This window comes from Streptosporangium sp. NBC_01810, assembly GCF_035917355.1.
Lineage (GTDB): Bacteria > Actinomycetota > Actinomycetes > Streptosporangiales > Streptosporangiaceae > Streptosporangium.
The window spans coordinates 4,663,491-4,684,012 of record NZ_CP109070.1 but is presented as its reverse complement, the minus strand read 5'-3'; the positions used below and the strand labels follow the sequence as shown (position 1 = coordinate 4,684,012).

15 protein-coding genes are annotated in these 20,522 nt (G+C 66.5%); 5 read left to right on the top strand and 10 right to left on the bottom strand.

What is annotated here, in order from left to right; genetic code table 11:
- Nucleotides 1–101: 101 nt before the first annotated feature.
- The 4 genes from OIE13_RS20265 to OIE13_RS20250 are packed head-to-tail and all read right to left on the bottom strand — an operon-like array spanning nt 102 to nt 5,208.
- Complete coding sequence (locus tag OIE13_RS20265) at nt 102–1,181, bottom strand: hypothetical protein (RefSeq protein WP_326828559.1); 1,080 nt, start codon at nt 1,179–1,181, stop codon at nt 102–104.
- Between the two features lie 36 nt (nt 1,182–1,217).
- Nucleotides 1,218–3,170, bottom strand: a complete 1,953-nt coding sequence (locus OIE13_RS20260; protein WP_326637534.1) for a hypothetical protein — start codon at nt 3,168–3,170, stop codon at nt 1,218–1,220.
- Entirely contained in the window at nt 3,167–3,904 is a 738-nt protein-coding gene (locus tag OIE13_RS20255; protein ID WP_326637536.1) for a toll/interleukin-1 receptor domain-containing protein, read from the bottom strand. The genes OIE13_RS20260 and OIE13_RS20255 overlap by 4 nt, the downstream gene beginning before the upstream one ends.
- A gap of 14 nt (nt 3,905–3,918) precedes the next feature.
- Complete coding sequence (locus tag OIE13_RS20250) at nt 3,919–5,208, bottom strand: helix-turn-helix transcriptional regulator (protein WP_326637538.1); 1,290 nt, start codon at nt 5,206–5,208, stop codon at nt 3,919–3,921.
- Nucleotides 5,209–5,693: 485 nt separating this feature from the next.
- Between OIE13_RS20250 and OIE13_RS20245 the strand changes: the two genes are divergently transcribed.
- The 3 genes from OIE13_RS20245 (at nt 5,694) to OIE13_RS20235 (ending at nt 13,803) form a co-directional block, all read left to right on the top strand.
- Nucleotides 5,694–6,155, top strand: coding sequence for a hypothetical protein (locus OIE13_RS20245; protein WP_326637540.1), 462 nt, complete (start codon nt 5,694–5,696; stop codon nt 6,153–6,155).
- Nucleotides 6,156–6,316: 161 nt separating this feature from the next.
- Nucleotides 6,317–9,499 (top strand): DISARM system SNF2-like helicase DrmD, encoded by a 3,183-nt coding sequence (drmD, locus tag OIE13_RS20240; RefSeq protein ID WP_326828558.1) that lies wholly within the window; start codon nt 6,317–6,319, stop codon nt 9,497–9,499.
- Complete coding sequence (locus tag OIE13_RS20235; RefSeq protein WP_326828557.1) at nt 9,499–13,803, top strand: Eco57I restriction-modification methylase domain-containing protein; 4,305 nt, start codon at nt 9,499–9,501, stop codon at nt 13,801–13,803. Before drmD ends, OIE13_RS20235 begins: the two co-directional genes overlap by 1 nt.
- Nucleotides 13,804–13,898: 95 nt before the next feature.
- Here OIE13_RS20235 and OIE13_RS20230 read toward each other — a convergent pair whose 3' ends face one another.
- The 5 genes from OIE13_RS20230 to OIE13_RS20210 all read right to left on the bottom strand — a co-directional run bounded on the left by OIE13_RS20230 (nt 13,899) and on the right by OIE13_RS20210 (nt 15,724).
- A complete protein-coding gene (locus tag OIE13_RS20230) occupies nt 13,899–14,099 on the bottom strand; it encodes a DUF397 domain-containing protein (RefSeq protein ID WP_326637546.1) in 201 nt (66 codons plus the stop codon).
- Nucleotides 14,100–14,162: 63 nt separating this feature from the next.
- Nucleotides 14,163–14,363 (bottom strand): DUF397 domain-containing protein, encoded by a 201-nt coding sequence (locus tag OIE13_RS20225; protein ID WP_326637548.1) that lies wholly within the window; start codon nt 14,361–14,363, stop codon nt 14,163–14,165.
- Between the two features lie 63 nt (nt 14,364–14,426).
- Nucleotides 14,427–14,627 (bottom strand): DUF397 domain-containing protein, encoded by a 201-nt coding sequence (locus tag OIE13_RS20220; RefSeq protein WP_326637550.1) that lies wholly within the window; start codon nt 14,625–14,627, stop codon nt 14,427–14,429.
- Between the two features lie 117 nt (nt 14,628–14,744).
- Entirely contained in the window at nt 14,745–14,945 is a 201-nt protein-coding gene (locus tag OIE13_RS20215; protein WP_326637552.1) for a DUF397 domain-containing protein, read from the bottom strand.
- A complete protein-coding gene (locus OIE13_RS20210; protein WP_326828556.1) occupies nt 14,936–15,724 on the bottom strand; it encodes a helix-turn-helix domain-containing protein in 789 nt (262 codons plus the stop codon). Before OIE13_RS20210 ends, OIE13_RS20215 begins: the two co-directional genes overlap by 10 nt.
- Before the next feature lie 530 nt (nt 15,725–16,254).
- On the opposite strand from OIE13_RS20210, the gene OIE13_RS20205 reads away from it, so the two are divergent.
- Together OIE13_RS20205 and OIE13_RS20200 are read left to right on the top strand one after the other, a co-directional pair.
- Nucleotides 16,255–16,731: a hypothetical protein gene (locus OIE13_RS20205; protein ID WP_326637556.1), complete on the top strand. Its 477-nt coding sequence runs from the start codon at nt 16,255–16,257 to the stop codon at nt 16,729–16,731.
- A 134-nt stretch (nt 16,732–16,865) separates the two neighbouring features.
- Complete coding sequence (locus OIE13_RS20200; RefSeq protein ID WP_326828555.1) at nt 16,866–18,272, top strand: IS1380 family transposase; 1,407 nt, start codon at nt 16,866–16,868, stop codon at nt 18,270–18,272.
- Nucleotides 18,273–18,490: 218 nt separating this feature from the next.
- Here OIE13_RS20200 and OIE13_RS20195 read toward each other — a convergent pair whose 3' ends face one another.
- Entirely contained in the window at nt 18,491–20,509 is a 2,019-nt protein-coding gene (locus OIE13_RS20195) for a hypothetical protein (RefSeq protein ID WP_326828554.1), read from the bottom strand.
- Between the last annotated feature and the right edge of the window lie 13 nt (nt 20,510–20,522).

The following is a 20,522-nucleotide window of genomic DNA, read 5'->3' as shown; positions in this document are numbered from 1 at the left end:
GTGCCGGCGTCAGTCCGGTAGTGGACAGAAAGACCCGCCATGTCCTCGATCTGCCTTCAAGAAAGGTATTCGGGATCACCATGGTGAACATCACGACTCGCTCATCCGGGATCGTCGGTGTACGGCTCTTCGTCGAGCTGGTCGGAGGGAGGAATCGTATCCTCAGGGACGAAGGCACTGGGCGCGTCGAACCGGCGTTCCAGGTCGTCAGCCGCGTCCTGCCTGCCGTGCTTGACGAGGTAGTCGGCCACCTGCCGAGTGAACAGGGCACGTTGCGGGTCACCGTCCGGGAAGTCCGTCGCCCCCAGGAACGCCTCGAAGTGGTCGACGGCGGATGATCCGTGTCCCGGATCAGGTGTGGACGGCTCGTCGTCTGCTGGCTGTGAGGGGGACGGCCCCGGCACCAGGTACCGGAAGCATTCGGGTATGTCCTCGTTGTTCGCGGCGGAGGAGAGCTGGGCGAGGATGCCCAGGTCCTGCACCACCTTCTCCACGCGGTCGTCGTTCTTGGCGAGCCACCAGACCACGGTGCTGCCCGGGTCTTTCAGTACGTCCTCTCCGAGGTACTCCCGCTTGCTCTGTTCGTACTTCCTCTCGTGCTCCCAGACCGCCTTGTCCTTACGCACCTCGGCGAGCTTTTTCAGGCGTTGCCGATCGTGATCGGAGAGAGTGAGCGTGACCGACTCGGCCATCGCCCGCACGCATCCGCTGGCGTCCGACTGCATCCTGCTCAGTGCACCGTTCAACTCGTGCTGAACGAGCGAGGCCCTGCCGGGGAGCCGGTTCTTCGTGACATCCATGGCACGTTCCAGAATCGTGTCGACCGCCAGACCGCCGAGGTTGGCGACCGGTTCATCCACTGTCCTGCCATCCGGAGACCATCGCACTGTCGCCGAGAACAGGAAGTCGTAGTCATCCTCCATGCTCGGCAGCGCGACTTCGACGACCCGCTGCTCCCGAGGCTCTATGGGTGGCGGTGGAAGGTACGTCGTCTCCACCGGTGGCGCGGAATCCGTTCCGCGGCTGGGTACTCTCATGGCCAGGACCACGACGATCCCGGCTACCACGGCGACCACCACCCATGCCCAGGGCGGTAGTGGAGCGAACAGGATAAGACCGGCGAGAATCAATCCCGCGAAGGCGACAAAGTAGACCGTCACCGTCCTGTGGCCAGAACCCATGGTGTTGTCTCCCTGATCTGTTGTCACGATGGCGGCTCACACGGCCCAGATACCCATGGAAAAGTTGATCTTCCGTAGGACGCGATCGACGAGAAAGGCGTGGTGTTCCTGTCCGTCCGTCCCAGGGCGGGCCAGGTCTCGGGTGATGACGTGCAGGCGGGCCAGGAGGTCCGCATGTTGCCCGCCACCGGCGACGAGCGTGTCGAGGAGATGCTCACGATGTGCTTCATCGGCGAAGGCTGTCTGGATCCAGCGTTCCACCTGTGTGCGCCAGACCTCGTACGGACGCCGGTGGAAGGCGATGCTCCAGCCGATGATTAGCTGCTCTCTCAGGTCGGGGTCGGACAGAGGCGCGCGCGTGTGTGGTCCGGTGGCCGTGAGCGCTGCCGGATCGGCGAACTCCACGAACAGGTCGGCATCGATCGGCCATTCTTCCAGCTGGAGCCGCTGAACCAACCGCTCCAGCATCCGGACCCGGAGTTGGGCGTCGGCGCCCACCAACTGCACGAGCGCGTCGCGGGCATGTGTGGTTCCGCGTTCCCTGCGCGCCAGGTGATGGAGCCGGATCATGGCCTGGTCCGGGTGGCGCACGGCCATCACCTTCCAGCACGCCACGACGATCACCTGGGTGAGGCCCCTGGGCAGGTTCGTCTCACGCGACCAGTCGTAGATCTTCTGTCGGAAGAACCGGCCGTGCTCTTCGTGCTGGAGCCCGTGCCGCAGTGCCTGAATGGCCGCGCCCATCCGGAAGCCGTTCCCAGTGTCCTTCGCGCACTGAGACACGAGAGTCAGCAGGAGGTCTCGGTACCTGTCGTGCAGGCACTGCTCGGCGAACCGCTTGATCAGCTTGTCGCGGTCGTCCGTCTCCAAGTCCGTCAGGCCCACGGTGTCACCGACCCATCGCTGGATGGGCTCCCGTAGTTCCGGGCGGTGAGTCCATAGGTGGGCCCGGACCGCCGAGTCGTATCCGAGTTTGTCGAACCGCACCCGGCCGGAGGCGTCGGGTGTCGCCTTGATCTCCTGGAAGCGCACGGCGAGGTCCGCCTGCTCTAGGAGAGGACGTTCGTCGTGGGGATGTCGCACCCCTTCCAGCAGTGCGACAGCGGACCGGTGGATGACGTCGATATGGGTTCCGTGCAGCATGGCCGTGGCCAGCAGCAGTGCTCGCTGTGGCCCCTTGCGCAGTTCGACGAGATCGTCGGTGACGAGCTTGCCCTGGTGGTTGTCCAATGCGGCCAGGGCGCTCTCACACCAGCCGGCGAATCCACCTGCTGATTCCGCCGTTGCCCGTGCCTCGACGACGAGGGCGGCGAAGTCGGCGATCTCCTGCATCGAGGGGTTCTTGGCCAGGAAGTCTGAGGCGGCCTGAGGCGCCGAATCAGTCTCGGCTACCGGGATTCGCTCCATGCGAAGATAACGCTGGAGTACCACTTGTCCTGCTGGACGGACGATTTTGACGCGGTAGGCACCAAGATCCGCTCCGAGCCGCTCGACTCTCCCGGTGGGGAGTATCACCACCAGATGAGCGCTGTGCTCGTGCACGACCTTGCGGAGGTCGGGAAGCTCGCCTTGGACCTCGGCCCAGACCTGCTCATTGGGGATCGCGGACAGATCCACCAGCACCAAAGCGCCTTCGCCGACCTGGCTGGTGTTCAGGTAGGGGGATTTGTCCTTCAGTAGGAGCTCGTGGAACGTCTCGCTCCCGGAGTGCAGCTCACCCAGGAGCATCCAGGCGGCGGTCCTTCTTCCGGTGCCCGGCGTTCCATCCAGGAATACGGTGCCGTGGGATTCCAGGGCCGCAGCCGCCTTGGCGAAGCCTCCGGGGGAAAGGAAGCGCCGCCGGAGCCACGACAGCTGGTCATCGGCAATGCGCCGGGGATCTTTGCCCGCGGCTTCGGCCAGCAGCGAGAAGACGATCTGGTCGCCGCTGCCCGCGTGCACCGCCGCTCCGTGGCCGACGGAGACGGAGGACCTTATCTGGTCGCTCAACGGTCGCCCTTCTTGTCCTTGCGGGAGCCGCCGAACCGGTGATTGATCCCTCCGTGGTTGTCTCCGGCGACGTATGCCGCCCCATCGCCGGAGAAGTGCTGGGAGTCGCGGTAGATATCGCCCTTACCAGCGTGAATAGTTCCGTGGTCGCCTTTGATGACGGTGCCGACATCGCCGGTGGTGATGTCGCGGCCCTGGATGGCCGTGCCATGAACGTCGCCCGCCGAGTTGGTGATGGAGCCAGGGGGCGGAGGCTGAGGGGCCGGGCGTTTCGTCGTTCTGAACGACGGCACCCAATCGGCGAGCCTGGCGACGAGACGCGTGAGGTCCGCCTGGAGATCCTCCAGATCCACGTGCACCGACTGGGTCTCGGTGAGCCAGGCCAGCTCCACCGGCAACTCCGCCCGGTCCAGCCGTTTTGTCCTGTGCCCTTCAAGAACCGGCACGACCGGTATGCCGAGGGTGAACGCCTCAAGGAGCTCCCGGCGGACCCAGTCGTCCTCGTCACGAAGTCTGGGGGGCTGGATCCAGTTGGGGCCGATGACGGCGAGGAGGACGGTACTGCGCCGCACGTTGCCGAGCAGTTCCTCGGGGAAGCGCTGGCCAGGTTTGATGGACCTGGTGGCACGGAAGATCCGTTCCTCTCCCCCGAGAATTGCGGATAGTTCCTTTTCGAGGAGAAGAGCGGTCTTCTCGCCGTCTCCAGTGCGGTAGTTGATGAACACGTCGGGCATAGCGGGTTCCCTCTCTACGAAACGATGATCTGCAGGGTCGCGCTGAGTTCAGGATTGAGATCGCGCACCGACCGGTTCCGTCGGTGACGAGCCAGGGCACGGGCGAGGTTGCGCAGGTCCGCGGCGATGGTGGCCGAACTCACCGTGACAGCGCTGCCCAGCAGTCGGCTGATCACATCGCACGCGTGGTCGATCTCCCCGGCAGCGGCGTGGGCGAGTGCGCAGCGCACTCCGTAACGGACCTGCGTGCGCAGTGCCCGGGGCGGCACCTGCGCCAGCTGTGTTTCCATGATTTCGGCGGCTTCGGCCGGCCGTCCCAGGTCGTAAAGGCACCAGCCGGTGATCATCGCGACCGGGTCGGACAGGTTGGTGGTACCGATGACGGGCGCGTCAGAGTCGGATGCGTGGCCGACGAGCAGCGCACGCGCCCGGTCCAGGCTGCGCATGCAGGCGTCGTAGTCACCTGCGAGCGCGTGGCCCTGTGCCTCCCGTTGCGCTGCCAGGCCGCGGATCCGCGGCGGGACCTTGCCGTTCTGCGCTTGCCGGGCCAGCTCAACGGTCTGGGGCGCATCCTCGCGATAGAGGGTGACCAGTGCCCGGCGGACCAGTCCGTAGGCGGCAAGGTCATGATCACCGCCGACAGCCGCCAGGTCAACGGCGCGTTGCGTCCACCACAGCGCCGCCTGTTCGTTTCCCGTCTCCTGCACCAGCCAGCCGACATACTCGGCGTACCGGGAACCGAGCCTCAGCAACCCCTGACGGGTCTGGGAACCGGCATTGGCGGATAGCTCCCGGAGCGTATGGGTCTGCGCGATGAGTACGGGGAGCAGGAGCCCGGGACTGACCGTCTGACCGAGCTGCCGATACTGGTCGAACAGCGATCGGGACACTCCCAGGAGCGTCGTGTCCTCGGCGCCGGACGGGGTTGCCGGGCCGCCGATGCTCATTCCCGCGATCGAAGCCGCCCCCGTGGCCAGCGCCTGTCTCCGGCTCATGGGTTGGAACCGGTTCTGCCCGTCTGAGGACAACCGCATCAGCCACACCTCATCCTCGTCACCGCTCTCCTGCGTGAGTCCTTCTTTGGGAGGCCGTTCGCGGACCAGAGCTGCGAGCTCGCCTCCGGCGTCGAGTGCGACGTCGCAGAGGCGGCCCAACTCGCGGCTCGGCGCTTTGATACCTCGCTCGACCTTGCTGAGCTGGCCTTTGCTGTAATGAACCAGCCTGGATAAATCGGTAAGGGTGAGATCGGCGGCGAGACGCCGCCTCCGAAGTTCCCTTCCGAAGGTGATTGGCTGCTGGACCACATGAACCTCCGTCACCGCCTGTCCGAGCAGCCGTGAATCATCGTTTGCAAGACTGTGTTAGCCGATGTCGGACAGACAAGACCTGTTCCGGTGTTTCCCGTTTCCAACTCTGAAGGCAATAGGAAACGGTCGGTATTGTCCAGATGGCTTCGGGGCCTCTATAGGAGTTCTTCCTGCTCGCGAACACCGGTCACCCTGCGGGATCCGCTGTCGGTAGCCGGTCTGGTATTGGTCACCGGAAAAACTGTAAACGGCACTTATCAGAAGAAGATTTGGTCGGCATTTATGCGGATTTATCACTCCATGGTGTTGTGCCGGGCAGTCGGCCCCGGCGCGGTGCGTGACCTCAAGGGCGCTCTGCAGGCCAGGAAGTACCTCGGTCACCAGGGTGTCCTCGACCGGGAGGCGGAGCCTGGTGAAGTTGCTGGTCTGGTTGGAGAAACGGCGGCGGTCACTTCGGAACGTGTTCCGAAGTACGGTTGGGTATGGCAATGCCGACCGTGCTGTTCTCCGACCTGTCGAAGCACTCCAAACGGGTCGCCGAGATCATCGACTGCTTCCATCGCGTGCGCGTCACACGCCGCGACGGAGAGGACCTGTTCATCTCAATAGCCCGGCATGACCATCAGCGAGAAGAGACCGCGGACGTCGCGGCCCGCATGATCGCCGCGCTGCCGGCCAACGATGAAGGCACCCGCGCCGTCCTGCACGCGCTGCCCCAGGTCTTTCCATGGGTCCGGCATCTCTCCGTGGAGGAGACGCGGGAGTTCGTCCGGGAACTCGTCGACGCCACCCGGGACTCGGTTGATCTGGACGTCCACTCCACGCTGCACCGGGTCATCGTCGAGTGGCGCGCCACCGCTCGCATCCTGGCCGATCCCGAGCTGACCGCGCGGCTCACCCGCGCGCTGCCGGATGAGGATCACGGTGAGGTGGCCGCGCCGTGAGCCCCAAACGCGGCGACGCCGTGGCCCCTGCCGCTGCTTTTCGCCGGGGCGAATCCTTATCGATACGCTCTGGAACATTGGTGGATCGTGGTAGGACGTAGTCGCCGATCTATGCCATGAGGCAAGACAGTTGAAAATGATGACTCGGGTGGGGAGCGGCGATGACGCAGGTGGCGGTTGAGACCTCGGCGCTGCCCGCCATCGGCCAGGTGGTGACCGTCCGGAACCGGCCGTGGGTCGTCGCCGACGTCCGCCAGGGCAGTGTGGCCGGCTCCGATGACAGGGCACTCACGTCCAGAGCTCCCCACGTGGTGAGCCTGGTGAGCATCGAGGACGACGCCCGTGACGAGCGGCTCCGGGTGGTCTGGGAGCTGGAGCCGGGCGCCGCCGCGTACGAGCAGCACGCGCTGCCCAGCCCCGCGCGGGGGTTCGACCCACCCGGCCATCTGGACGCGTTCCTTGACGCGGTCCGGTGGGGGGCGATCGCCTCGGCGGACACGACGGTGCTGCAGGCGCCGTTCCGTTCGGGCATCCAGATCGAGGAGTACCAGCTCGACCCGGTCGTGCGGGCGCTGTCGATGCCGCGCACCAACCTCCTGATCGCCGACGACGTCGGCCTGGGCAAGACGATCGAGGCCGGGCTGGTCATGCAGGAGCTCATGCTCAGGCACCGGGCCCGCACCATGCTGATCGTCTGCCCGGCGGGCCTGACCCTGCAGTGGCGAGACGAGATGCGCGACAAGTTCGGGCTGGACTTCCGGATCGTGGACAGCGGGCTGCTGAAGGAGCTCCGCCGGACCCGCGGACTCTACGCGAACCCGTGGACGCACTTCCCGCGGCTGATCGTGAGCGTCGACTGGCTCAAGCGCGACCGTCCCCGGCGGTTGCTGCGCGACGTGCTCCCCCCGGTTCCGCGTTACCCGCGCGCCTTCGACCTGCTGGTCGTGGACGAGGTGCACACCTGCGCGCCGGCGACCCGGGGGAAGTACGCGGTCGACTCGCAGCGGACCGAGGTCATCCGTGAGCTCGCACCGCACTGCGAGCACCGGCTGTTCCTGTCCGCCACCCCGCACAACGGCTACCAGAACTCGTGGACCGCCCTGCTGGAGCTGCTGGACGACCAGCGATTCGCGCGGGGTGTCCCGCCCAGCGACGAGCAGCTCGCCCAGGTGATGATCCGCCGGCTCAAGAGCGAGCTGCCGCCGAAGTGGGATGGCTCGTCGCGGTTCGCGACCCGGAAGATCCACGATGTGGACGTCCGCTACTCGGAGCTCGAACGTCGGGCGCACCTGAGACTGGCCGAGTACGCCGAGTCGCGGAGACGGACCTCCGGCGGCAACGCCCAGCGGAGCGCCGCCGACTTCGTCACGATGCTGCTGAAGAAGCGGCTGTTCTCCTCTCCGCAGGCGTTCTTCAGCACCGTCGACAAGCACCTGGAGACCATGGTCCGGCGCGAGGACGGCGAGCGGCCCCTGCCCGCCAAGGCACAGGCGCGCGTGCTCAGACCGCTCGTGGACCGGCTGGAGGAGACCGCCGAGGACGACGCCGCGTACGGCGAGGCGGAGACGAGCGCGCTGACCGCCGCACGCCGGCTGCTGCCGCCACTGACCGCCGGGGAGAAGAAGCTCCTTGGCGAGCTGCGCGACTGGGCGGGGGAGGCGAAGAAGCAGCCGGACGCGAAGTTCGACGCGATGCGCGCCTGGCTCGACCCGATCGTCCGCCCGGACGGGGAGTGGAACGACGACAACGGCGAGCGGGTCATCATCTTCACCGAGTACCGCGACACCCAGAACTGGCTGCGGGATCAGCTCATCCACGCGGGCTACCCGGCCAGGCTGATCGCCTGCCTCTACGGCGGAATGGACGACGCCGAGCGGGACAGGATCCGCAAGGTCTTCCGCGACTCCCCGGATCTCGACCCGATGCGGATCCTGCTCGCCACCGATGCGGCCAGCGAGGGCATCAACCTGCAGGACCACTGCCACCGGCTGCTGCACTGGGAGATCCCGTGGAACCCCAACCGGCTGGAGCAGCGCAACGGCCGGATCGACCGGCACGGCCAGCCGGCACCGCAGGTGGACATCTTCCATTTCGTCCCGTCGGACTGGCGGGACGCTCGGGAAGGCTCGCTTGAGGACGAACTCCAGTTCCTCACCGTGGCGGTCAGGAAGGTCGACCAGATCCGGGAGGACCTCGGCAGCGCGGGAGACGTGATCGCCGCCAACGTCGAGCGGAAGATGCTCGGGCGGCCCGCCGACTGGCAGGCCGCCGAGACCGAGATCACCAAGCGGAGCGGTACGGCCAAGCTGAAGATCCGCCGTGATCTCGCCGCCGACCTGGAGAAGCTCACCGAGACGCTACGCGGCAGCCGGACGAAGCTGAACCTCACCCCGGAGACGGTGGAGCGGGTGGTCCGCACCGCGCTCCGGCTGGCCCACAACAGGGACCTGCTCGACGCCGACCCTCCCAAGGGGCTGAAAGCGCGCTGCTTCCGGCTGCCCCCGCTGTCCGGCGCGTGGGCGGAGGCCCGCAACGACGGGCTGCTGCACCCGGTCACGCACGCGGAGCGGGTGGTCACCTTCGACCAGGACGCGGCGGCCGACCGGACCGACGTGGTCCTGCTCCACCTCGGCAGCCGCCTGGTCCAGATGTGCCTGCACCTGCTCCGCGCCGAGCTGTGGGCATCCGGGGTCGGCGGGGGTGCGAAGCTGGCACGGGTCACCGCCCGGGTCGTGCCCGCGGACCTGATCGCCTCTCCCGCCGTGGTGGCGCACATGCGCATCGTCGTCACCGGGGACGAGGGCACCCGGCTGCACGAGGAGGTCGTCCTCGGCGGCGGCACCCTCGACGAGGGCCGCCTGACCCGGGTGAACGCCGAAAGTCTGGAGAGCTGGCTCGCCGCGGCCACCGACGAGCCGCCGCCCCGGCAGGTGCTCGACCGGCTCACCGAGGTCTGGGAGCGGCTGGAGCTGGAGCCGAAGGTCGCGGGCATTCTCGCCGACCGGGCCAGGCGGCGCACCAACCGGCACGCCACCGACCTTCAGGCCCGCTGTGAGAAGGACATCGCCGCCATGACCGCCGTCCTCGACGAGCTGCGCCGTACCATCACCGCCGCCCTCGACGACGACGGCTACTGGCAGCCCAGCCTCTTCGAGGCCGACGAGGAACGGACGCAGCTCGCCAGGGACCGCGAGGCCCTCGTCGAGCGGCGCGAGTCGATTCCCCGGCAGCTCGCCGACGAGATCGAGGCGATCACCCGCCGCTACGCCAATCCGACGGTCCGCTGGTTCCCGGCCGCGGTCACCTTCCTGGTGCCCGCCTCGATCGCGCACCGGGGGGCCTGATGCCACCGCGCCGCAGAATCGCGACCCCGTCGATCGCCCGCCAGCACGCCGACTGGATCAGCCTGCTCCGGCCGGACGGCCCGTTCGTCTCGGTCGGCGTGCTCGCCGGAGCACTGCCCCAGGGGCTGGAGGCGCTTCCCGAGCGGAAACTGGAACGTCTCATCCAGGCGTGGGACGAGGTCCAGGCCGCTCCCGACGAGCTGAACCCCGCCTGGCAGGACTTCATCCTCCGCGAGCTGCTCGGACTGACCGGCCCGCTGATCGCCGAAGGCGCGCAGCTGCCCGAGGAGGTGCGCGGGTACGGCCCAGCCGACACGCGGGTACGGCCGGACGGGGTCGCCTTCGGCCCGGACGGCGCCGGTGGCCGGGCCGAACGGCTGCACATCTACCGGCGCGGCTGGGCCGAACCCCTCACCAGGGCGACCAGGGACCGCCGCTCCGCGGTCGAGGAGGCCGCCGACCTCTGCCGCCGGCGGGGCGTGCCGCTGGCACTGCTCACCAACGGGCGGCTGTGGATCCTGGTGCACGCCCGGGTTCAGGAACCCTCCACCGTCGCGACCTTCGACGCGGACCTGTGGCTGGAGGAGCGCGACCTGCTCCGCGCCTTCGTCACGCTGCTCGGTGCGACCCGTGTGCTCAAACCCGCCCTCGACGCGGCGGGTGACCCCACCGACAGCCTGGCCGGGCTGTTCTCCCGCAGCGCCGACGCGCAGGCCGAGGTCACGACCACCCTTGGCAGGCAGGTGCTGCGCGCCGTCGAGCTGCTGGTCGGCGAGCTCGCCCGGCTCGACCGGGAGGCCGATGGCCGGCTCCTCGCGCACGTGCCCGAACGCCGGGTCTACCAGGGCACGCTGAGCGTGATGATGCGCCTGGTCTTCCTGCTCTACGCCGAGGACCAGCGCCTGCTGCCCGTCGACTCCGAGCTTTATGCCCACTCCTACTCGGTCGGCGGCCTCTTCGACGAGCTGGAGGAGGCGCGGAGCAGGCACGGTGAAGCGGTGGGCGACCGGCGGAGGGCCGCCTGGCCCCGGCTGCTCGCCCTCTTCGGCGCCGTGTACGGCGGGTGCGAGCACGACGACATGCGCATCCCGCCGTACGGTGGCGCGCTCTTCGACCCGGAGCGCTTCGGCTGGCTGGCCGACATGAAGGTCACCGATCGGGTCGTCCACGAGATCCTGCGGGCGCTGCTGATCCTGGTCGGCGAGAGCGGCGCCCCGGAACGGCTCAGCTACAAGGGCCTCAACGTCGAGCAGATCGGCCATGTCTACGAGGGCCTGCTGGAGTTCTCCTGCGTCCGGGTGACCGAGCCGTACGCCGGGCTGTTCGGCAGACTTGAGCCCGAGCTCCCGCTGGCCGAGCTGGAACGTGCCCGCCGCGAGGAGGCGGACCTCGCCGCCTGGGCGGTCCGGACCTGCGACACGACGGTGAACCGGGCCGCCAAGGCGCTGACCGCCGCAGCGAAGCCGGACGACCTGGAACGGCTCCGTACGGCCTGTGACAACGACGACGTACTGGCCGACCGGGCGGCCCCGTTCCTCGGCCTGCTCCGCCGCGACCTGCGGGGCTGGCCCACGGTCTTCCCCACCGGATCACTGATCATCACCCAGGTCGGCGACCGGCGTTCCACCGGCACCCACTACACGCCGCGCCCGCTCGCCGAGGAGGTCGTCGAGCACACCTTGGCCCCGCTCTGCTTCTCTCCCGGCCCCGCCGAGGGCGCCGAGCCGCACGTGTGGCAGGCCAAGCGCTGGGACGAGCTGCTGGCGCTGAAGGTGCTCGACCCGGCGATGGGCTCGGGCGCGTTCCTCGTCTCCGCCTGCCGGTACATCGCGGACCGGATCGTCGACGACTGGGATCGGAACGGCGTGCCGGGGGAGATCCTGGACGCGGTCGGACCCGACTACGACCGCGACGGCCTGCTGCTGGAGGCCCGCCGCCGGGTGGCCGCGAGCTGCGTCTACGGGGTGGACCGTGACGACCAGGCCGTTGAGCTGGCGAAGCTGTCGCTCTGGCTGGTCACGCTGGCCAAGAACAGGCCGTTCTCCTTCCTCGACCACGCGCTGCGCTGCGGCGACTCCCTGATCGGCGTTGTCGACGACCGGCAGCTCGTCGCCTTCGACCTCGACGCGAAGGCGGGGAATTTTCGGAACTCCCGGCTCAGTAACACCTTGGCGGAGACGGTCACGTCGATCCTCGATGAGGCCGAGCGGCTCCGCGTCGAGATCGAGCGGGAGCCGGTTCGTGACACCGCCCACGGTCGTGAGCTGGAGGCCAGGCTCGCCACCGCCGAGGCGCTCACCGGGCGGCTCCGTTTCGCCGCGGACGCCGTTGTCGCCGCCGCGCTCGCCGCCGCCGACGGCAAGAAGCAGAACCGCCGTCCGCACTGGGAGGAGCAGACGGACGAGGACGAGTACGGCGAACTTCTGGCCGAACTCGCCGAGGACGTTGAGAAGGTCCTCGCCCCGCTCGTCATGACCATCACGTTGGCGGGCGACCCCGGCGAGGAGGGGTACGGCTCCCGTCTCGCCGGGCTGGTGGAAAGTCTCGACGTGGTGGAGGACGGCGAGCTGTATCGGGCCGTCCTCGCGGCCGTGGGTGCCGAAGACCGGGTCCGCCGGTTGATCACGCCCATGCTCACCGGCGGCGGACGCAGACCGGAGCCGATCAGGCCGTTCCACTGGCCGCTGGAGTTCCCCGAGGTCATGCGGCACGGCGGGTTCAGCGCGGTGGTCGGCAACCCGCCGTTCATCGGCGGGCAGCGGCTCACCGGGGCCATCGGCGACGACGTCCGGGAGTTCCTCGTCACGTACGTCGCCGGGGGCAGGCGCGGTAGCGCGGACCTGTGCTCGTACTTCCTGCTCCGCGACCTGGCGGTGGCCCCGGCCGGGCGGGTGGGGATCATCGCCACCAACACGATCGCCCAGGGCGGCACCCGGGAGGTGGGTCTCGACCAGGCGTACGAGCGGGACTGGCGGGTCTACCGGACCGTCAAGTCCCAGCCGTGGCCGGGGACGGCGTCACTGGAGGTGTCGCTCGTCTGGGCCGGGCACCCGGGGGCCGGAGAACGGCGGCTTCGTGACGGCCGGGAGGTGCCTTCGATCACCTCTTCTCTCGACCCGGAAGGCCGGATGGAGGGACTGCCCTACCGCCTGGCGGCCAATGCCGGCCAATCGTTTCAGGGGTCGAATGTCCTCGGTCTTGGCTTCACCATGTCTCCGGAGGAAGCAGCCGCCCTGATCAAGGCTGACCCGCGCAATCGGGAGGTGCTGTTCCCTTACCTCAACGGGGAGGACCTCAACTCCCGGCCGGACGGCTCGGGCCGCCGCTGGGTGATCAACTTTCGGGACTGGCCGATCGAGCGGGCTCAGGAATATCCCGAGCCGTTCGCCATTGTTGAACGCGAGGTCAAGCCTTTTCGAGAACGGAACAAACGGCAGGCTCGTCGGGAACGGTGGTGGCAGTACGCAGAGCGGGCACCGGGCCTGTACGAGGCCATCGCGGACCTTGACCGGGTGCTTGTCATTGCACAAACAAGTCGGACTCAGATACCTGTTCTAGTTCCTAGCGGGCAGGTCTTCGATCAGAAGCTCGTGGTGTTCCCAGCATCGTCGGCTGCAGCGATGGCCTTGCGAACAAGCGCATTTCAGTACTTCTGGACGGTGACCCGAAGCTCCACGATGAAGGCCGACCCGGTGTTCGCTCCTTCAGACTGTTGCGAGACGCTCGCTCAACCAACATTCACAAAGCGGATGGAAGAGATAGCAGAAGAACTGCACAGCCTCCGAAGCAAGCTCATGCTGGAGTGCGATCTCGGGCTGACCAAGCTCTACAACCTGGTGAACGACCCGGCCGAGTTCGATCCGAAGATCCAGCGGATCAGGGAGCTACACGCCGAGGTCGATGAGGCGGTTCTTGAGGCGTACGCGCTGGACGAGGAGCGGGAACCGGCCATCCGTGACTATGAGGCCCGGAAGGCGAAGGCCCCTCTGCCCGCGTGGTCCGATGTGGTCCTGGACCACGGGTTCCATGACCACGGCCAGGGGACTCGCTGGACGGTCGGCCCGCAGGCCCGCCTCGACATCCTCGACAAGTTGCTGGCGCTCAACCACTACCGCCACCGGCAGGAGCCGGAGACGGGCGTCCGCAAGCTCAGAAAGAGCAGCCAGGCCAAGAAGGCACGCGCCACCCACGGGGCGACTCCCAGCGCACCAGCAGTAGGCCGTACGCAAGGCTCAGATCCGGTGCCGCAACAGGCCGACCCCTTCGAGGACGGCCTGTTCCCACCGGACGGGACTCTCTTCTGATCGGCCGATATCGGCGAAGAGAGCGATTCTGCCCTGGTCTCGGTCCGGACCACCATCCCGGTCTGAAAGGACGGTTTCTCCGGACCAAGACCAGGTCAACGATCGAACTCGCCGGTTTTGACACCGCCGACGAACGCTCCCCACCCGGCGTGGGTGAAGAGCAGTTTGGGGCCGTCCGGGTCCTTGCTGTCCCGGACCGCGACAACCCCGGGCAGATTGGCGGCCACCTCGACACACTGGCCACCGTTTCCACCGGAGCGTGATGATTTCCGCCAGATGGCGGCGCTCAGGTCCATTCCTGCTTCACTTCCTCGATCTTCCTGAGGGATGCGTGCTGATGGTCCCCGACCGAGACAGGATCAGCGGTCGAAGTCTTCAGTCTTGATACTGCGGACGAAGGTGCCCCACTCGGTGGGCGTGAAGAGCAGTTTGGGGCCGTTCGGGTCTTTGCTGTCCCGGACCGCGACAATCCCGGGCAGGTTCGCAGCGACCTCGACGCACTGGCCGCCGTTCGATCCGGAACGTGATGATTTTCGCCAGATGGCAGTGCTCAGGTTCATTCGCGTCTCGCTTCCTCGATCTTCTTGAGGGATGCGTGCTGGGGGTCCCCGACCGAGACAGGATCAGCGGTCGAAGTCTCCAGTCTTGATGCCGTGGACGAAGGTGCCCCACTCGGTGGGGGTGAAGAGTAGTTTGGGGCCGTTGGGGTCCTTGCTGTCACGGACCGCGACGACTCCGGGCAGGTTGGCGGCTACTTCGACGCACTGGCCACCGTTGTCTGAGGAACGCGATGATTTCCGCCAGATGGCAGCTCTCAGGTCCATTGCTGCTTTCCTTTCTTGATCTTTTTGAGGCAACACGGCTCAGGATAGGGCCAGAGTCGTGTTGCCTCACGGCGCTTTCACAGTCTGAAGGGGTGTTTTCTCCTGACCGGAACCGGTTTAGTGGTCGAACTTACCGGTTTTGATGCCGCCGACGAACGTTCTCCACTCGGTGGGGGTGAAGAGTAGTTTGGGGCCGTTGGGGTCCTTGCTGTCACGGACCGCGACGACTCCGGGCAGGTTGGCGGCTACTTCGACACACTGGCCACCATTTCCTGAAGATCGCGATGATTTCCGCCAGATGGCAGCGCTCAGGTCCATTCGCGTCTCGCTTCCTCGATCATCTTGAGGGATACACGCTCAGGATAAGCCCATAGCCGTATCGCCTCATATCTTTCTTGAATGGAAGTCATAAGTTCGTGGTCGTTCGTAACGTATCCCTTGGCCGGCGAGTCCGTGTGAATGGTGGCGGGTTGCCCGTCGGGGAGTTCAGCGATCATGAAAGCGCCCGCCAGGCCGGGAAGGCATTCCGGGTCGACGATCTGGATAGAGACAGAAGGGCGCCTGGCGGCCTCCAGTAGGTGATCGAATTGTTCGCGCATCACCTCGGCTCCACCGACCTTACGGCGTAGCACCCCTGCATCGAAGAGCACGACGACACGTGGAGGATTCTCTCTATCGAGGATCCTCTGCCGCCGCACCCGCGCCTCGACCCGCTCCTCGACCTCCTCGGGAGTGGTTTGGGGCTCCAGATTGAAGATTTGCCGGGCATATGCCTCCGTCTGGAGCAGGCCGGGCACCAGGAGGGGATCCCAGGAGCGGATGACGGTGGCTCTGGGTTCGATCTCCTCGGCCCAGTTCCAGAACCAGGTCGGGCCGCCGGGCTGGGCGACGATGTGCTCGCGAATTCCCGTGAAGGAGATGCCGTTGGCGGTCCCATAGAGCAGATCCAGTCTCTCGGCATCGGACTTGGATGGCGTCCGGCTGGCGCTCTCCAGGCGGCTGATCTGGGTCTGGGTGCAGCCGAGGCGTCTGGCCACTGCGGTCTGTGAGAGCTGGGCGGCCAGCCGCAGGCGGCGCATCTCGGCGCCGAACCGCACGCGGGGGGATCCAGGGTCGAGAGACGGCGCACTGTCCATCGTATTTCCTCTCGAATTGGAAAAAACGGACTTAATGTCCAGCCGGTGATATCGAATCCAGCCCGGGCAGACCAACGGCTGTCATCATCCGCTCTAGCCTGGATTGCCGATCCGGTAGCAGGTCAACTACCGGTAAGGCAGTCTAGGCACAGAAATCCTGCTCGCGAAAGTGTTGTCAAGAAAGCGGTAAACCACTTTCTTGGCCGGAGACGAATCGGGTCGGACATGAATTAGATAGTCCTCTTTCGGTCTCCCATCGCGAGCACCGGAAAGTATTCGAAAGGTGAGACTATGACGATGAGCGAGCCGCTGGCCGAACGGATCACGGCTCTGAACCGCGAGGACATGCCCCTGCCCTGGCTGATGACAGCGGTCGGCGTGACCTGGCAACTCCCCTTGGCTGACAAACGAGTATGGGAGGGGTGTAGCGAAAGCGGGCCGGGTGGGTAAGGATTGATAGGTCCCGGCGTCAACCCCTCCGGAGGTACTGAATGCGCGTCGCCCGGTTGCTGGCCGTCAGCTTGGCGCTGGTGATGCTGACCTCGGGATGCACTTCCGAGCCCTCCCTGGGAGAAGCGGCGGCGGAGCTACAAAAGGACACCCAGCAGCTAGAGACCAACAGCATCTTCAAGAATCCGCTCAAGAAGCTGCGCATCCTACAGCGCCCGGACAAGGACATCCGCTGTGGCAAGGACAAGTTCAAACGAGCGCTGCGAGCCACGGCCGATTACGAACGTGTCGACGAATCATTGGATGTTCACCTGGATCAAGCTCAAACGCTAATGGAAAACACCATTGCCCAGGTTCTCGGTTATAAACTGGAGTTCGACTTCAGTCAGACGGAGACCAAGGAGGGGCGGTTCATCTACGGTACGAAGATAGACCCAGATGTAAAGGTGACCGTATATGTAGCTCCCGAGGCCCCCACCTGGCGGCTGCATGCGATGACAGCTTGTCTACCGCGGTGACGAAGCCAGCTTAGCCTGGATCCACCGAGCCGATTCTGAACTGAAGATCCTGAAATGAGAGGAGGTGCCCTCCGACCTGGGATGATGGGAGTTCTTCAGGCTTCCGCCACCTTGATCGAGAGGACACCTCTCAAGTGCAATTGTTCCACGACTCTGCCAAGACCCATGCGATCTTCGATGAGGAGCGTGTAGTCGCGTACGGCGGGCTGGGGCCGGTGATGCGGTTGGCCGAGCGGTGCGGCCTGAGCGACCTGGCGGGCGAGCACGTCACTCCCACCGGCCGGGACGGCGTGAACCCGGCGGCGAAGATCGGCTCGATCGTAGCCGGGATGGCCTGCGGGGCCGACAGCATCGATGATCTGGACGCACTGCGCCACGGCGGCATGGACACGTTGTTTACCGGTATCCGCGCACCGTCCACGCTGGGATCGTTCCTGCGGTGCCTGGCCTGGGGCAACGTCCGGCAGATCGAGAAAGTGGCCCGCCTGCTGCCGGCCCGGCTGGCCGCCCATACGCCGTTGCTGCCCGGCGCGGACGTGCTCGCCTTCCTCGATGTGGACTCGATGCAGCGACGTACCTACGGCTACAAGAAGCAAGGATCGGGGTTCGGCCACACCAAGATCGGCGGCAAGGGCGTGCTGGTGCGCGGACTGAACGTGCTGGCCTCCACACTGTCCACACCGCTGGCCGCCCCGGTGGTGACCGGCACCCGGCTGCGCGGCGGAAGCGCGAACTCCGCCCGCGGCGCGGCCTGGTTCGTGCGTGAGTCGATCGGCGCGGCACGATCAGCGGGCGCGAGCGCCACCCTGATGATGCGCGGGGACTCGGCGTTCTACACCGCAGGCGTGATCAACGCCTGCCACACGAACGACGTGCGCTTCTCCGTCACCGCCAAAATGGACCCCAAGATCAAAGCCGCGATCGCGGCGATCGACGAAACCGCCTGGACAGCGATCAAATACCCCAACGCCATCTTCGACGAACAAGCAGGGGGCTGGATCTCCGACGCCGAGATCGCGGAGGTCGCCTACACGGCGTTCGCCGCGAAGAAGGGCCAGGCCATCACCGCCCGGCTGATCGTGCGCCGGGTCAAACGGCTCAACTCGCAGACCGGGCTCCGGCCAGAGGAACCGTTCCCGCTCTACCGCTATCACGCGATCTTCACCGACAGTCCGTACGCCCTCGGGCAGGCCGAGGAACAACACCGTGATCACGCGGTCATCGAGCAGGTCAACGCGGACTTGATCGACGGGCCATTAGCGCACCTGCCCTCGGGCGTGTTCACCGCCAACGCCGCCTGGCTGACCTTGGCGGCGATCTGCCACAACCTGCTGCGCGCGGCCGGCTGCCTGGCCGGAACCTTTCACGCCAAGGCGCGCGGCGCCACCCTGCGCCGCCATCTCATCGGCGTGCCCGCCCGCATCGCCCGGCACGGCCGGGGCCACCTCACCCTGCATCTTCCCCGGTATTGGCACTGGCGGCACGCATGGATGAACCTCTTCCAAGCCGTCCACCGGCTGCCACCGATCCGCGCGGCTTGACCCGTCCCCGCCCTGCCACGACTCTTCCCTCGACCTCCACGGTCACCCGCGCCCTCGCGCACGAACCCCGCCCCCGAGCCCGTGAACGCCTGGACAATCCGTGACCCGCGCACGGCGGGTTCTCCACACCCCAAATCAGACCCCCGTCAGGCAAAACGGTCCTGGTGAAGGAATCGAACCGAAGAATGATCACCAGAATTCACGCCGTGGATCCAGGCTTAGTCCCAGATTTTTATCTCTTCCCTGGATCGCTCGTTGGCCTGGAAAGTTGAGGCATCCTCGGCCTTATCGTCGAATTTTCTATTGCTGTCCATCCAGCGCTCGTAGGGTGTCAGCTTCTCCTTCAACACCTGTTCCCATTCCTTGTTGGCGCCGGCTTCTTTCTTTGCTTCAGCCACGAGTTCGTCATAGGTTTTGAGTTTTCCGGTGTTCGTGTTCATGGCTTCGGTGGGTGGGTTACTCGCCGGGTATTCGGCCTCGTGAAGGAGACGAGCCATATCGTATTTCAAGCGCAGAACGAAGTCTGCCCGAGCTCCGGTGGCCTGCTCTACCCGTGTCTCGATGTCGTCAGCCACACCATCGAGGAAGTTGCTGACACCATGGGCCTTGAGTAACTCCCACCCCGCTATGACCCCCCTACCCATGGGGGAAATCCCGTCGATCCCGAAGGAGACGGTGTTTTTGACGATGTTAACGACTATTTCGTTGATGGCGTCCTGCTCCCCGCGCACGTCTAGCGTCGCCTTGAACTCCATGCCACCAAGGTCGCCGAATGCCCTAGCTGTTCTCTCGAAATGTCGGGTCCCGTCGTGTGCGTCCAAGTTGGCTGCTGCCGTCAACATGTCATGACGGAACTGTGCTGCCGTCGCGTCGAAGTCGCCGGTGAGCTGTTTGTCTCCGACGAAGGTCTTCAGGAAGCGAAAGGTGTCGCCCGGACTGAGGTAGAACGCGGGGGTCACGGGAGGAAGGTGAACCCAGTTCTCCGGGACTCCCATTCCGGAATCGCGGTAGACGGCCTTGTCGAAGCGGGCGCCCGAGGCCATTTCGTGGATGTACGACTTCGCGATCACGCTCATGGAGTCCCAGCCGGCCTTGGGCAGGTCGCTGCCCAAGGAGCCCGCGGCCCTTATCGCGTCCAGGGCGAAGGCTGCGGCCTCCGGGCTGTGTTGTCCGGCCTTCTCGGTCGTGGCCTCGCTGCCCGCCTCCATCGCCCGGCCGAAGGCATCGGCCACCTCGTCCCCGGTGCCCGTGCTCCTGGCACGGTCGAGGAACAGCTTCATCTTGTCGACCTGGCTGAGCTTGACGTCGGCCCCGCCCATCTTGGCGAACACATCCCGTACCGCCGTGCCATCTCCGGCGAGCACCTCCAGCCCCATGGCGACCAGGTCTTCGGGAAGGCCATACGCCTTCGTCTCGGCAGGCCCGCCGGCGCGCCAGTCTTGCCGGGGCTTCTTCGCGAACTCGTCCAGGACCAGCGCGCGGGCTGCCGCGCTGCGGACGGACGAGGGGGCCTTGGCACCGCTGAGCAGCGCAAGCCGGTTCCAGGCGGCGACCTTGCTGCCAGCCGGTTTCACCAGGTCGGCTCTGACCTTGGCGAAGGCCGGGACGAGGGTGGGGGCGTTCAGGGCCGCGCCGAGGGCCTTGCTGAAGGCGGCCAGGTCCTGCTTGGCGGTTTTGCTGCCGGTGACCGCGATGAGATTGGGCAGGCTGTCCCGGACCTTCGGGGAGAGCAGGGCGAAGAAGGCGGCGGCGGCCTGGGGGTTCTCGGCGAGCTTGGCGACCTCGTCGGCGTGCTCGTGGATGAGCTTGGCCTGGAGTTCGCCGTTGAAGTTCACCAAGATGTCCTCGCCGTACATCCTGGCCAGGCCCTGGGCGATATCAAAGTCCTTCAGCTCGTCGGGGAGCCGGATGAGCCCCTGTCCGCCCGCCGCCATCGAGGCCGCGCCCCCCGCCCCGCCCGCGCCGCCAGTTCCCCCCGCTCCGCCCAGCTCCGGGGCGCCGTTGCCCAGGGTTTTGATCAGGTCGATCCGGCCGTGCAGCATGGAGACCTGCCTCCCACCCCAGTCGGCGATGTCGGTGATCTCCCGGAGCACGGGGGTGCTGATCCCGTGTCGGCCGAGCTTTTCCTCGAACTCCCTGCTGAACGCGGTCAGCCGGTCGGCGGCGCCGCGCAGGGAGGTGGCGAGCTGACCCATCTGTTCGGGGTCGATGCCGCAGAACTCGGCGGTCGGTGCCATGGAACGTTCCCCC